Raw genomic sequence first — 14,682 nt, 5'->3', positions numbered from 1 at the left:
TGTTAAATTCATAATCATAATATAACCTCCAATAAAAACTGAATTATTATATTATGTTGAATTGATTTTGTACATTTTTATATGATCGTTTTTGTACATATTAATAGTAGCATTTATATACACGCTTAAAAAGTCGCTACAGTTCTTTTCTATCACTATCAACTACTTGTAGCTGGTTTATACTTAAATCATGTCATATCTAAGATACAAAAAAGCTATTTGCTTTAATAAACAAATAGCTATTTACGCCATAATGACGGTGAAAATAATAATAATAGTGGGAAAATTTCTAATCTTCCAGCAAGCATATCAAATGATAGAACAATCTTTGATAAATCACTTAAAGATGAAAAGTTTCCAACTGCTCCAACGACTTCTAATCCTGGTCCAACATTATTAAAACATGTTGTTACTGCTGAAAAAGTCGTTTTAAAATCAAAATTATTTAAGGCTACTATTAATAAAGATACTGCAAACAATGCCAAATATACTGCCAAATAAGCATGAATGTTACGATTTACATTTTCATCTACTGGTTGTCCTTCAAATTCAACAGTTTTAATACTATGAGGATGGACTAGTCTTCTAATTTCATTACGAGCATTTTTGAAATAAATGACTATACGAGAAATTTTTATTCCACCACCTGTTGATCCAGAACAAGCACCAATAAACATCAAAGCCAACAATACCATTTGTGAAAATAGTGGCCAGGTATCATAATTATAGCTAACATATCCGGTAGTAGTAATGATAGAACCAACTTGGAAGCTTGAATATCTAATTGCCTGTAAAATTGAATCATACATTGGTAAAGTATTAATTGTAATTAATACGATTGCTCCAAAGATAATTAATAAATACCAGCGTAATTCTTCACTTCGCATTACCTCTTTAATACGACCTAGAATTGCAAAATAAATTAGATTGAAGTTAATTCCAAATAAAATCATAAAGACTGTTAAAACGCCTTCAATATAAGCACTATCCCAATACATAGCACTATTATTTTTAACCCCAAAACCACCTGTACCAGCGGTTCCAAACGCCATCAATATACTATCGAATAATGACATTCCACCAAATACTAATAAAATGATTAAAATAATAGTTAAAACTGCATAAATAACATAAAGAATTCGGGCTGTTAATTTAACTTTAGAAACTAATTTACCTACTACTGGCCCAGGTACTTCAGCTTTTAAAATATGTAAAGATCTACCTGAAGCAATTGGAACAAACGCAATTACAAAAACCAATATTCCCATTCCACCTACCCAGTGAGTGAAACTACGCCAAAATAAACCAGTATGGCTCATAGCTTCAACATTAGTTAAAATTGAAGATCCGGTTGTAGTAAAACCAGAAACTGTTTCAAAAACAGCATCTACATAAGAAGGAATTTCACCACTTAAGCAAAAGGGAATTGCTCCAACTAAAGAAACAAGTATCCACCCTAAAGCAACAATAACGAATCCTTCACGAGCATAAATATTTTTTTTCTTTGGTTCTTTTTTAGAAATCAAAAAGCCAATAATAATAATTGCAATTCCAACACCGGCATAGCATATGCCTGTCTTTTCTTGATAAATTAAAGATACAATTACCGGAATAAACATCAATATTCCAGTAATCATCAATAATTTTCCAAGTGCATAAACAATCATCTTTTTATTCATCTTAACTAGCTCCTTAAAATATCATTAAGACTTTTCATTGTTATTCCTTTTGAAATAACAATCACATGATCGTCTTTTTCAATGGTAGTATTTCCTTTAGGAACAATTATTTCATCACCACGAGAAATTGTAGCAATTAAAACATTGTTATTTAAAGATAATTCATTTAATGTTTTACCTAAGAATTTGATCTTTTCAGTAGCTACAAACTCACTAGCTTCAACTTCACCATCAACAAGTTTATATAATGTTTTAACACTTGAATCGTCATCTTTATTCATCTTAGCACGCACATAACGAATAATTTGTCCCGCAATTATTTGTTTTGGTGCAACAATACTATCAACTTTTAAGCTATCAGTTAATCCAGTAAAGTTCATTCTAGTTACTTTAGCAACCGTTTTACGACGATATAAATTTTTAGCATATAATGAAAGAATCAAGTTTTCTTCATCCAATCCCGTCAATGCTAAAAAAGCATCAGTATTTTCGATTCCTTCTTCAAGCAAGATTTCTTCATCACTACCATCAGCATAAATAATAGTAGCAAATGGTAATTTTTTTGATAACTCTTTACAACGTTCTAAATCCTTTTCAATTATTTTAACTTTAATTCCAGCAATCGCTAAAAACTTAGTTAAATAATAAGCAATTTTTCCACCGCCAACAATTAAAACATTTTTAACACGTTGGGTATTGATTCCAACATCTAAACAAAAATGAACTAAATCACGATGTGCTCCCGTAATATGTAAATGATCACCAGCTTTAATCATATAATTACCATCTGGAATTATAACTTCTTCATTATGGCTTACAGCACAAACTAAAATATTAGTTTTAGAAACATTATGTAGTTCACTTAACGAAACACCTACTAGTTTACTTTCTTGATCTACATAAAATTCAGCCAATTCAACTTTACCACGAGCAAAAGTTTCTACTTTTACTGCTGATGGGAAAGCTAAAGCTCTTCGAATTTCACTTGCTGCCTCTAATTCTGGATTAATAATCATTGAAAATCCTAATTGATCACGCATAAAATCACGTTGTCTTAAATAATCTGGATTTCTAACTCTAGCAATCGTATGACGAGTTCCCATCTTTTTAGCCATTAATCCAGCTAAGATATTTAATTCATCAGAAGCTGTAACACAAATAATTAAGTCAGCATCTTCAACACCAGCCTCCATTAAAATGTCATATGAGCCTCCATTTCCAACAACACCAATAACATCATATTGATTTACAACATCATCAATTTTTTGCCCATTTGTATCAATGACAACAATATCATGATCTTCATTGGACATGTGCTTGATCAAAGTCTTACCAACTTTCCCAGCACCCAAAATGATAATATTCATAATAAAAAAACATCCCCCTTGATATATTTATTTTAGACAATTTTGACATATTTCTACCTAAGTTGCAACCTTTACTAATCAAACTTTACAATATCATAACAATTCAAAGCTTAATAATAATTTCATTTTATCTTAATACAATTTTAATATCATTTTTATATGTAAAACCTTATAAAATAATAAAAAAATAGCATTTTTATTTTACTATATAAAAATGCTATTAAGATAATATAAAGAATATTCTCATTTAAAAATCATCTTTTTAATCAAAAAACAAAGTAGAAATCTCTACTTTGTCATATAATCAAATTTCTCTAATTCCTTAGTTTTTCCAATGACCAAAAAGTAATCGCCATCTTGAATCTGGTATTCAGGAACAACGTCTAATGATAACTGCCCATCTTGTTCATGTTTTACGCCGATGATATTCATTCCATATACTCGCCGAACATTTAACATTACAAAGTTTTTACCAACCCAAGATTGTGGTGCTTTAATCTCAACTAATGAATAATCATCATCTAATTCTACTAAATCAACAATACTTTTACGAAGTAAGCTTTTAGCAACCTTTATTCCCATTTCCTTTTCAGCTCTAATAACACGATTAGCACCAACTTTTTCTAAGATTTTCATAAATTGTTTATTTTTAGCTTTAGCAATTACATAAGGAATACCTAATTCCTTAAGATTCATTGTCGCTAAAACAGCTTCTTCTAAATGAGTTCCAATTGCTACAATTGCAACATCACTATCACCGATTCCAGCTGCTTGAAGTTCTTCAATGTCAGTTACATCTCCAACAATTGCTTTAGTTACTTCATCAGCAATTCTTTGAACACAAATAGGATCTTTATCAATGACAATTACTTCACAGCCATGATTAGCTAAAGTAGTTGCTACTGTTGATCCAAAAATTCCTAATCCTAATACTGCATATTGTTTATTATCCATCTTTTCCACCTCATTATCCTAGTAAAATATCACCATCAGGATATCTTACTTCTTTTTTACTTGATCTTAAATACGATTTACGTGCAAATGAAATTATCATCGTAATTGGTCCAATTCGACCTACATACATTAAAATTATAATTACAATCTTACCAATGTCCGTTAATACCGGTGTTAATGAAGCACTTAAGCCAACTGTTGCAAAAGCTGAAACTACCTCAAAGCAAATATCAATAAATTCTGCCGTTTCACTTAATGACAAGATAAAGATACCACCGATAACTAAAGATACTGCCATTGAAATAATCGCAAAAGAACGTACTATTAAATGTTTAGGAATTCGTCGAGTAAAAACGGTAACCTCTTTACGCCCATGATAAATATTATATACTTCTAAAATACCAAGCGCGAAAGTAACTGTTTTAATTCCTCCTGCAGTTCCTGCTGGCGAACCACCAATAAACATTACAATACACATCATAAATTTAGTAGCTGGATGCAAACTAGCCATATCTACAGATGCAAATCCAGCTGTTCTTAAGGTTGCTGATTGAAACCAGGAAATCTGAATCTGATCAATTAAATTTAAATTTCCAATTGTTTTAGGATTATTGAACTCACATAAATAGAATATTACTGCTCCACCAATTAATAATGATGCTGTTACAATTAAAACTAACTTTGTGTGCAAAGAAAAGCTTGTAAACAGATGTTTTTTATTAAATTTAGTATGTCTTTTAAATTCCTTTTTAATACAGGCAGCAATATCAAACCAGACAATGAATCCTAAACCACCCATGATAATCAAACCAGGTATAACTAAATTAATTAACCAGTTAGTTTGATAACCAATTAATGAATTACTACCTAAAACATCAAATCCGGCATTACAAAAGGCTGAAATTGCATGAAATATCGAATAGTATATACCCTTAATAACCCCATGATCAGGGATAAATACAAACGATAATAAAATAGCTCCAATTCCTTCTACGATAAATGTATATTTAATTACATTTTTTACGAATTTAGGAATATTATTTAATGTCGGCTGATTAAAAGCTTCTTGTAATACTACTTTATTAGTTAAAGAAATTTTCTTTTTTAATTTCATTAACAATAAATTTAAAAATGTTAAAAAACCTAAACCGCCAATTTGAATCAATATAATAATTACTATCTGTCCAAATAAGCTATATTGTTCACTAGGGGTTACTGGAACCAGTCCAGTAACACAAGTTGCTGAAGTTGCAATAAACAAGTTATTTAAATAGCTTGTTAGACCGTCATTATTACTTATTGGCAGGGTTAATAAAACAGAGCCAATGAAAATTACCAATAAAAAGCTCAAGGCAATTTTACGGGTTGGACGCATCACATGATGTGTCTTATTTAATCCTATCGTTAAAACTTTCATACTTCCCTCCTAAATACAGCTTTCTTCTTTTAAAAGAATCTCACTGCATTTTAAACCATCAATAGCACTAGACATAATTCCTCCAGCATAACCAGCTCCTTCCCCAATTGGATAAATATTAGTAATGTTGCTTCGATAATTATTATCCCGATAAAATCTTACTGGCGAAGAAGAGCGAGATTCAACTCCCGATAACATTGCCTGATTGGTAAATCCAGAAAATTTTTGTTCCATTAATTGTAATCCTTCTTTTAAAGCCTGGTTAATTGGTTCTGGAAACAACTCATTTAAATTAGCATATTTAACAGCTGGCAAAACACTACAATTAACTTCTTCACTTGTTAAAGCAATTGTATTATTTATATAATCTTCAACTCGCATCACTGGCACATGATAATTTTGACCACCTAATTCAAAGGCTTTTTGTTCTAACTGACGTTGAAAACTAACACCAGCCAAAGGATGATCACTATCAAAATCATCAGGTCCAACTGTAACTAAAATAGCACTATTGGCATTTTTATCATCACGGGCCTGATTGCTCATTCCGTTTACAACTAGACCACCTTCTTCACTACTTGAATTAATTACCTGACCTCCTGGACACATACAAAATGTATAAACACCACGGCCACTGCTTGTTTTAACTGCTAGTTTATAATCAGCCGCTTTTAAACGAGGATGACTAGCAAATTTTCCATATTGATGAACATTTATAAATGATTGTAAATGTTCGATTCTAAAACCAACTGCAAATGGTTTTTGACTAATTTCTAAACCTTTTTGATAAAGCATCTCATAGGTATCTCGAGCACTATGACCTATTGCTAATACTAATTTATCAACAGACATTTTTTCTACCTGACCATTTTTTTCAATAATTATTTTTTTTACTTGATTATTTTCAAGTTCTAAATCAACAAGCTTTGTGTCAAATAAAACCGTTCCACCATTTTTTTGAATTATCTTACGCATATTAGCAACAACATTTATTAAATAATCAGTACCAACATGTGGTTTATTAGAATATAAAATATCATCATTAGCCCCATGTTCTACAAATGTTTCTAAAATAAAACGTTTTCGATAATCCTTAACACCAGTTGTTAGTTTTCCATCACTAAATGTACCAGCACCACCTTCACCAAATTGAACATTGCTTTCAGGATTCAACTTACCTGTTTTAAAAAAATGATCAATATCATTTTTTCGTTTATCAACCGCACTACCACGTTCAATTAAAGTAACTTTTTGATGCGCTCTAGCCAAATTATAGGCACAAAATAATCCTGCTGGACCACTACCAACAACAACGATATGATCATCAGTTGCTTTCAACACAGGATAATTATATGGTTTTACTTTTGTCAACTGTAATTTAGGCCGTTTTGCTATTACAAGATCTTCATTGTCAATATTAAAAGTGAAGCTGCAAACAAAATGAACTTTATTTTTTCTTCTAGCGTCCACCGCCTGTTTAACTAACTTAACATCACGAATCTTATTTTTAGAAATATTTAGTTGTTGTGATATAACTTTTTGATAGTCAGTTGTATCTAAAGGAACCATCACATTATTTATTTGTAGCATCTAATCCCTCTTTTCCATTTATAATTGTTTTGGCCACATGATAACCCGAAGCAAAGGCAAAATGAAGATTATAACCGCCACAATCACCGTCAACATCTAACAATTCACCTGTTAAATAGATATTTGGATATTTATTTACTTCTAGATTTTCATTTACTTCTTCCAAACTAACACCACCACTGATTACTTGGGCTTTTTCAATGCCATAAGTATCTTTTATTAAAAAACGCCAATCTTTTAAATTAGCAACATTTTCTAATACTTTAGCTAATTTATCATTAAAAATACCCGCTAGATAATAATCATTAAAATCCTGCCTTCTTTTTTGCAATAAATCAGCTAATTCTTTTTGACCGTAGTCTGGCATTAAATCTAACGATATTTCTTTTATACCTTGATAATGTGGTAACAACCTGGAAAGTTGCATAATACAAATTCCTGATAACCCATTTTCACTAAACAAAACTTCACCTTCCTGGCTTTCAATCAGCTGCTTATCTACATACAAATGAGCAATACATTTAACTCGAACGCCTTTTAAGCTACGATAAGCAGGTTTAGTTTTTAATTGCACCAGACTTGGATATAATTTTGTTATTTTTAAACCTAATTGTTTAACTAAATCATAATTATTTTTTCCCGATAATAATGAAGCTGGCGAACCAGTTGCAATAACAATATTATCGCCATAATAATCACCTAATGTTGTTGTTACTATATAGCCTTTTCCCTGTTTTGTAATTTTTAAAGCTTCGCAATTTTCAATCAAAGCTACATTATTATAATTATTCATTAAAGCATTTTTAACAGTTAAACTTTGATTAGATCGCGGATAAAGCAGTTTACCATTTTGCCTAACCAGCACCCCAATTTTTTCAAAATACTTTTTAGCATCAAAATTATTAATTATAGCAGCAATTCGCCAATCATCTGTATTATAATATTTCATTTGTAAATCAGTGTTCGATAAATTACAACGGCCATTACCACTAGCTAATATTTTTCTACCTGATTTATTAGACTGTTCTAATATAATCACGTTTTCACCTGTTTTTGCCAGTTCATGACCGCATAATAAACCACTTGCTCCAGCACCGATTATGATTGTTGTATTCATAAAAAAATCTCCTTGTAGTGACTTGATTATAGCACAATAAAATACTATTTCAAGATGATTAATCTTAATATTTCATCAAGTTTTTTTTGTTGCTATTAATAAGCTTATTTTTTATTTATAATCTTATTTATAGGGGGTTAATAATTAAAAAATCTAGATATACAACTATATCCAGATTTTATTAAAAGTTTCTATTTTGATAATTTTGATACTTATTTTTAACCAATAGTTGATATTTTCTACCTACTGGTATTTTTATTATATTATTAATTTCTAAATGGTCATAAAACAAGCTAGTTACATTTTCAATATTAACAAGATAAGATTTATGGCATTGAACAAAACGATTATCAAGTTCTTTTAAAATTTTCTTTAAAGAAAAGCGACGAGAATAATCAAGAAGCTTAGTATGAATAATAATTTCATTACGATATGATTCAATATATAATATATTATCAATATTAATCTCATATTCAATTAAGCCACTATTAAATTTAATCACTTTATTTTTATTCTTTAATAATGCTATTAAAGAGTCCTTTATTTTTTCAATATCTTTTTCAAAAAAATTCTTTCTTAAATAATAATGAATATTAAATTTCTGATATTCAAAAATCTGTTCATAATTATCAATTATAAAAATTAAAATACACTTATTATTAATATCTTTTAATTTAATCAAGTCATCTATTGAATCACAAATACCTAAATTATAGTTGATACTTAAATCAAAATTTTCATAACATTTTACTTTTTGATCTAAAAATCTTAATTTTTCACGCCAATATTCTATATTATTGCTGATATAAATATTTAACATCTTTTTAAACCTCTAATTTTTGAATATATTGATATAAATTATAACCTGATTCAATTGCTTTAATTAACTTTAAGTGATCTTCAAACTTTACTCCATGTTTTTGCATATATCTAATTGCTGCTACAAACTTAGTTTTATCCGCATTAAACAACGCATCCATTTTAATAATATTACCATCAATCAATTGAATTTCAAAAATTAAACTATAACCATTATTATAAATAAAAGTCGCTGATGTTTTAACGTAACTAATTTTTATTTTATCAATTACTGTAAAAGGAATAATTAAGTTTGCCTTACGAGTAAGTATATAACGCCATTTTTGTCGGTAATTATTTAAATATACTAAAACAAGCTTATCTTCACTAACAGCCCAAAACGGATAAACAAATGCAGGTATTATAAATAAGATAAAATATAAAAAAATTAATGCAGTAATTAAGTAACGCCAACTATAAAATAAGTTACTTGCTAATAAAATAACTACTAAATATATTGCACCATATAAAATAATACAAATTATTTTAGCTAACCATGAACTATTATCTTTTTTAATTATATAAAGCCAGTTCATATTTACCACCTCTACATATATTATAGCTAGTTTTATGAATAATTGAGCTATAATGGGATAAATAACAATAAATCAGGATAAAAACGCTACTTGATAATATTAGATGATAAGTGTATAATTTAAAAGAATTTATCACTTTAAGGAGGAATTATTTATGGGTAGAGCACATGAAGTGCGTAAAGTGGCAATGGCCAAAACAGCTGCTAAAAAAGCTAAACTATACTCACGTTATGGTAAAGAAATTTATTTAATTGCTAAAGCTGGTGGTCCAGAACCCGATGGAAACCTTGCTTTAAGAAGAATAATTGAAAAAGCTAAAAAAGAACAAGTACCTGCTGATGTTATCAAAAGAGCAGTTGATAAAGTAAAAAGTGGTGTAACTGAAAATTATGAAGAAAAAGTATTTGAAGGTTATGCAGCTGGTGGTGCGACTTTAATTGTTAATTGTTTAACTGACAATATTAATCGTACTATTTCACAAGTACGTCCAGCATTCACTAAATCTAAAGCTAAATTAGGAAATGAAGGTTCAGTTGCTTATCAATATGATACAATGTCTGTAGTAAGCTTTAAAGGATTGGATGAAGAAGCAGTTTTAGATGCTTTAGTAATGGCAGAAATCGATGCTAGAGATATAATTAGTGAAGATGATGGATCAATTAAAGTTATTGGAGAACCATCAGATTTAAATAAAATCAAGGAAGCTATCGAAGGGGTAAAAGCTGATGTTGAATTTGATATCGATGAAATTCAAACAGTTCCTCAAGAAACAGTTGAACTTGAAGGTGAAGATATGGAATTATTCGAAAGACTAATGAACAATCTTAATGATTGTGATGATGTTGACCATATCTATCATAACGTTGCAAACTATGATGAGGGAGAGTAATCTCCCTTTTTTTGGAGGTAAAAATGAAAATAACTTATCTTTATAATAGTGGTTTCCTAGTTGAATTAGAACATCATTTGTTATTATTCGATTATTACCTGGGAAATATTCCTAAATTAAATAAATCAAAACCTCTTTATGTTTTTGTTTCCCATAATCACTACGATCACTATAATCCTGAAATTTATCATATCGATCATCCTAATATTACATATATTATCGATCAAGGTATTAATAATAAAGGAATAAAAGTAGCTCCTAATAAATCTTATCAAATTGATGACTTAAAAATTCAAACATTATTATCGACTGATTTAGGAGTGGCCTTTGTTGTTAATGTTGAAGACAAATATCTATATCATGGTGGTGATTTACACTGGTGGCACTGGATTGGTGAACCAGATGAAGATAACAAATATCAAGAAAACACTTTTAAACAAGAAATTAATAAAATCAAAAACATCCATTTTGACTTATTAATGACTGCTTTAGATCCTCGATTAGAAGAAACAATCTGGTGGGGAATGGATTATATTTTAAAAAATGTAACAACTAAATATGTATTACCTATGCATTTTACTGAAAGTACTCAAAAAATGCTTGAAGCTATTGATAATCCACCACTAAATCAATATCATAATATTATCAAAATAAAATATGAAGGAGAAGAATTTAATTTATTATGATCAAACCATATCAACATTTAGCTAAATACTATGAAACAGATCAAATGGGAATTATTCATCATTCCAACTATATTCGCTGGTTCGAAGAAGCGCGTATTGACTATATGAACCAAATCGGTTTAACATATAAAAAAATGGAAGATGAAGGAATCATCTCCCCTGTCTTAGAAGTAAATTGTCAATATCTAAATATGATGTACTTTGATGATTTAGCTACTATCAAAGTAAGCGTAACTGACTATACTGGTGTTCGTTTCGCTTTTAAATATGAAATTTATAATCAAAATAATAAGCTATGTACTACTGGTACTTCAAGGCATTGCTTTATGACTAGAGATGGAAGACCAGTTAGTTTAAAACGTGCTAAACCGAAATTTGATCAATTGTTTAAAAACGTATTAAAAGATATCATTTAATCGATATCTTTTTTAATACATATTTATAATGTTAAAACACAATTACTATTATTAAAAATATCTAGCTATAATACACCAGTTATTTTAATGGAGAGGATAGAAAGACATTTATTTTCTACCAGCAAGTCATCTATAAAATAGAGAATGTCTTTCTAAAAAGAATATTTACTATCCTATTTTAATTCTTTATTTAATAACACTCTAATAAACTGAACTAATAATATTTTTTTAAAGCAAAAAAGATGAGGAGCAACTCATCTTTTTTGTTTGAAATATTTGATTATCCTATTTTTAATAATATATTTAATAAAGTCTAATAAACTAGACTAAAAATATCTTTGACCCATAAATCAACTTATTATTTTCATCTAGAATATTGACAAAAACATCATATAATAATCACAATAAAAAATCAAGTGTTATATTTAGATTTGTCTAAATATAATTAATCAATTAAAATTAATTTCTTATTTTTTTGGTAATATTTCAATCCAATAATCATCAGGATCATGGATAAAATATAATCCCATTGCTTTATTTTCAAAACAAATACAACCCATATCCTTGTGTAGCTGATATGCTTTTTGATAATCCTCTACTTCAAAACAAATATGACTTTCATTTTCACCTAATTCATAAGCTTGAGGATGATCTTTTAACCATGTTAATTCAATTTCAAAATCTGATTCTCCATCATTTAAATAGGTTAAAATAAAGCTACCATCGCTTGCTTCTTTAGTACGAACAACTTTCATACCTAAAGCTTTTTGATAAAAATCTACACTGCGTTCAATATCAGTAATATTAATATTGCAATGAATACATTTAAATTTCATACTTTCTCCTTTAATTAACGATCTAATTCATGTAATTGATATTGATCAAAATATATTAAAATAAGGTCCATAATAATTTCTATTGGCCAATATACTAAAACAAAAATACTTAAACCAACTATTAAATCATAACCAATTACTGTTACTACGTAAACAGCAACAATAAAAGCGATAATTACTGGTATAAATCCAATACCCGGAGGAAATTGAATCTGCATTATTGTTCCACATTCTGGACATCTTTGACGAGCTTTATAAGCAAATGAGTTGGGTTTAAACTCATGACCACAATTACTACACTGCATATTATAAAGTACAGATCATTACAGTCATATTACCGTCGTATACAACAGCATCCTGGTCACTGCATACAACAAAGTTATCACCCATTTTTACGTCATTTCCATCAATTGTCCCATTACCTTTGATGACAGTAACCATTTGGAAAGGTTTATCGTTATTGATTGTGTTTTCACCATTCATTTCATATTTAGTAAGTGTAAAGAATTCACTAGATACTAATTTAGTAGCTGTTCCGTTTTGTAAATCACTAACTTCTTGATTTGCTAGTGAATATGGCTGATAAGGAACTGTTGATACATCAATTGATTGTTGTACATGCAATTCTCTTTCATTACCATTTGCATCTTTACGATGATAATCATATACACGATATGTAATATCTGAAGATTGTTGAGCTTCATAAATTAATGAACCACTGCAAATTGCATGAATAGTTCCTGAAGGAATATAGAAAAAGTCTCCCTCTTTAATTGGAAATTTATTTAATAAATTATCATAATCATCATTTTCAATTGCTTTAACTAATTCTTCTTTTGTTTTAGCATGATGTCCCATAACCATTTGTGTTCCTTCATCAACACCTAAAACATACCAGCATTCTGTTTTACCTAATGAATTTTCATGAACTTTTGCATATTCATCATTAGGATGAACTTGAACTGATAAATCATTACAAGCATCAATAATTTTGATTAATAATGGAAATTCTTCACCTTCGATATTTCCAAATAATTCACGATGTTCTTGCCATAGTTGTGATAATGTTTTGCCATCAAATTCACCACCAGAAATTGTACAATCACCGTTTTTATGAGCTGAAATTGCCCAGCATTCACCAGTATGATCACTAGGAATATCAAAACCGTAAACATCTTTTAATTTGTGTCCACCCCAAATCATTTTTTTAAATACTGGTTTGACTTTTAAAATATGTCCCATTTTTATAACCTCTTTTCTATAAATTTTAAAAAATCTTCTATTTCATCTTCACTATATACTATTATGCCATGGTTTTGTAATAATTGGCAAGTAATACCATCACCTTTTACAAGTCGATGTGAAAAAGTACCATCATAAATAAACCCTTTGCCACAACTAGGACTTTTTGCTTTCATCAAGACTACTTCAACATGATTTTCTTTTAAAATTTCTAATGCTTTTTTTGCACCTAATCGATAGGCTTCTGTTTTATCATTACCTTCAATATCAATTACCCGATCACCTATTATTTCACAAGGCAATCGAGGGGTCCCTAAATTCCCTAAAACTTCTGGACAAATCAAAACAGCTTTACCATCATCAACCAATTGTTTGGCCTCATCAATTAAGTTATCGCTGCCTTTATAAGTACATTTACAGCCAGCCAAACAACTACTTATTCCAATCATCAATTATCTCCATAATATCATTAGCTTGATTAGCAACAGCATCAGCACCACTTGCTAATAATTCCTCACGTCCACGAAACCCCCAGGCAACTCCTATTGATTTTACTTTAGTATTTAAAGCAGTTTGCATATCAACATCACTATCACCAATATATACTACTTGATTTTTTTTAACATCAAGTAAACTAATTGCTAGATTAGTTAGACAAGGATCTGGTTTTTTTTGCTGTAATGGATTATTACCAAAAACATAATCAAAACAATCAGGAAATAAAGTTTTAACAATCTTTACCGCATGATCGTGTGGTTTATTTGTTACTACTGCTAAATTATAACCTTTATTAACCAAATCATCGACTAATTCTTTAATTCCTGGATATGGCTTAGTATTTTCAAGACATTTTTGTTCATATAATTGATCGAAACGTTTTTTAAATTCTGATATCTTATCCTGACCATCTTGTGGTAAAACACGTTCAATCAGCTTAATAATACCATTACCTACAAAGTGACGATATTTATCAACTGGATAGGTTGGATAATTGTATTCTTGAAGAATCTGGTTAGTTGTGTTAGCTAAATCAACTAAAGAATCTACCAAAGTACCATCTAAATCAAATATAATTGTATTTATCATTTAATCACT

At 29.2% G+C, this 14,682-nt stretch carries 16 protein-coding genes; 3 read left to right on the top strand and 13 right to left on the bottom strand.

Translation table 11 applies throughout. From position 1 onward, the window contains the following. Positions 1-239: 239 nt before the first annotated feature. From B5E92_RS04180 to B5E92_RS04145, 8 genes are all read right to left on the bottom strand, one after another. Positions 240-1,679: a TrkH family potassium uptake protein gene (locus tag B5E92_RS04180; protein ID WP_087299502.1), complete on the bottom strand. Its 1,440-nt coding sequence runs from the start codon at positions 1,677-1,679 to the stop codon at positions 240-242. A 5-nt stretch (positions 1,680-1,684) separates the two neighbouring features. Then, positions 1,685-3,046: a Trk system potassium transporter TrkA gene (gene trkA, locus B5E92_RS04175; RefSeq protein ID WP_087299500.1), complete on the bottom strand. Its 1,362-nt coding sequence runs from the start codon at positions 3,044-3,046 to the stop codon at positions 1,685-1,687. 288 nt (positions 3,047-3,334) lie between these two features. Beyond that, complete coding sequence (locus tag B5E92_RS04170; RefSeq protein WP_087299498.1) at positions 3,335-4,000, bottom strand: TrkA family potassium uptake protein; 666 nt, start codon at positions 3,998-4,000, stop codon at positions 3,335-3,337. Positions 4,001-4,013: 13 nt separating this feature from the next. After that, entirely contained in the window at positions 4,014-5,417 is a 1,404-nt protein-coding gene (locus B5E92_RS04165) for a TrkH family potassium uptake protein (RefSeq protein WP_087299496.1), read from the bottom strand. Positions 5,418-5,426: 9 nt separating this feature from the next. Beyond that, positions 5,427-7,007: an NAD(P)/FAD-dependent oxidoreductase gene (locus tag B5E92_RS04160; protein WP_087299494.1), complete on the bottom strand. Its 1,581-nt coding sequence runs from the start codon at positions 7,005-7,007 to the stop codon at positions 5,427-5,429. Then, positions 6,991-8,124, bottom strand: a complete 1,134-nt coding sequence (locus B5E92_RS04155) for an aminoacetone oxidase family FAD-binding enzyme (RefSeq protein WP_087299492.1) — start codon at positions 8,122-8,124, stop codon at positions 6,991-6,993. The genes B5E92_RS04160 and B5E92_RS04155 overlap by 17 nt, the downstream gene beginning before the upstream one ends. 181 nt (positions 8,125-8,305) lie before the next feature. Next, on the bottom strand, positions 8,306-8,944 hold the full coding sequence (locus B5E92_RS04150; RefSeq protein ID WP_087299490.1) for a LytTR family DNA-binding domain-containing protein: 639 nt from the start codon (positions 8,942-8,944) through the stop codon (positions 8,306-8,308). A gap of 4 nt (positions 8,945-8,948) precedes the next feature. After that, positions 8,949-9,518 carry a hypothetical protein gene (locus B5E92_RS04145; protein WP_087299488.1) on the bottom strand — a complete coding sequence of 190 codons (570 nt, stop codon included), beginning with the start codon at positions 9,516-9,518 and terminating at the stop codon, positions 8,949-8,951. Positions 9,519-9,672: 154 nt separating this feature from the next. On the opposite strand from B5E92_RS04145, the gene B5E92_RS04140 reads away from it, so the two are divergent. From B5E92_RS04140 to B5E92_RS04130, 3 genes are read left to right on the top strand one after another with little or no spacing between them, the layout of a single operon-like run. Then, a complete protein-coding gene (locus B5E92_RS04140) occupies positions 9,673-10,407 on the top strand; it encodes a YebC/PmpR family DNA-binding transcriptional regulator (protein ID WP_087299486.1) in 735 nt (244 codons plus the stop codon). 23 nt (positions 10,408-10,430) lie between these two features. Continuing rightward, positions 10,431-11,093 (top strand): MBL fold metallo-hydrolase, encoded by a 663-nt coding sequence (locus B5E92_RS04135; RefSeq protein ID WP_087299484.1) that lies wholly within the window; start codon positions 10,431-10,433, stop codon positions 11,091-11,093. Next, positions 11,090-11,509: a thioesterase family protein gene (locus B5E92_RS04130; protein WP_087299482.1), complete on the top strand. Its 420-nt coding sequence runs from the start codon at positions 11,090-11,092 to the stop codon at positions 11,507-11,509. The genes B5E92_RS04135 and B5E92_RS04130 overlap by 4 nt, the downstream gene beginning before the upstream one ends. A 467-nt stretch (positions 11,510-11,976) precedes the next feature. On the opposite strand, the gene B5E92_RS04125 is transcribed toward B5E92_RS04130, so the two are convergent. The 5 genes from B5E92_RS04125 to B5E92_RS04105 form a co-directional block, all read right to left on the bottom strand. Next, positions 11,977-12,345 carry a VOC family protein gene (locus B5E92_RS04125; protein WP_087299480.1) on the bottom strand — a complete coding sequence of 123 codons (369 nt, stop codon included), beginning with the start codon at positions 12,343-12,345 and terminating at the stop codon, positions 11,977-11,979. 14 nt (positions 12,346-12,359) lie between these two features. Next, the gene (locus tag B5E92_RS04120) at positions 12,360-12,563 is read right to left on the bottom strand and encodes a hypothetical protein (RefSeq protein ID WP_239404207.1); all 204 of its coding nucleotides are present in this window, start codon (positions 12,561-12,563) and stop codon (positions 12,360-12,362) included. Positions 12,564-12,651: 88 nt separating this feature from the next. Beyond that, entirely contained in the window at positions 12,652-13,587 is a 936-nt protein-coding gene (manA, locus tag B5E92_RS04115) for a mannose-6-phosphate isomerase, class I (protein WP_087299476.1), read from the bottom strand. A gap of 2 nt (positions 13,588-13,589) precedes the next feature. Next, positions 13,590-14,036, bottom strand: coding sequence for a DUF523 domain-containing protein (locus B5E92_RS04110; RefSeq protein ID WP_087299474.1), 447 nt, complete (start codon positions 14,034-14,036; stop codon positions 13,590-13,592). Next, positions 14,020-14,673: an HAD family hydrolase gene (locus tag B5E92_RS04105; protein ID WP_087299472.1), complete on the bottom strand. Its 654-nt coding sequence runs from the start codon at positions 14,671-14,673 to the stop codon at positions 14,020-14,022. Before B5E92_RS04105 ends, B5E92_RS04110 begins: the two co-directional genes overlap by 17 nt. Positions 14,674-14,682: the final 9 nt, after the last annotated feature.

Origin of the sequence: Erysipelatoclostridium sp. An15, assembly GCF_002160675.1 — a bacterium.
GTDB lineage: Bacteria > Bacillota_I > Bacilli_A > Erysipelotrichales > Coprobacillaceae > Thomasclavelia > Thomasclavelia merdavium.
Note: the sequence above shows the minus strand (reverse complement) of the source record. Positions and strands in the feature narration are given on the sequence as shown.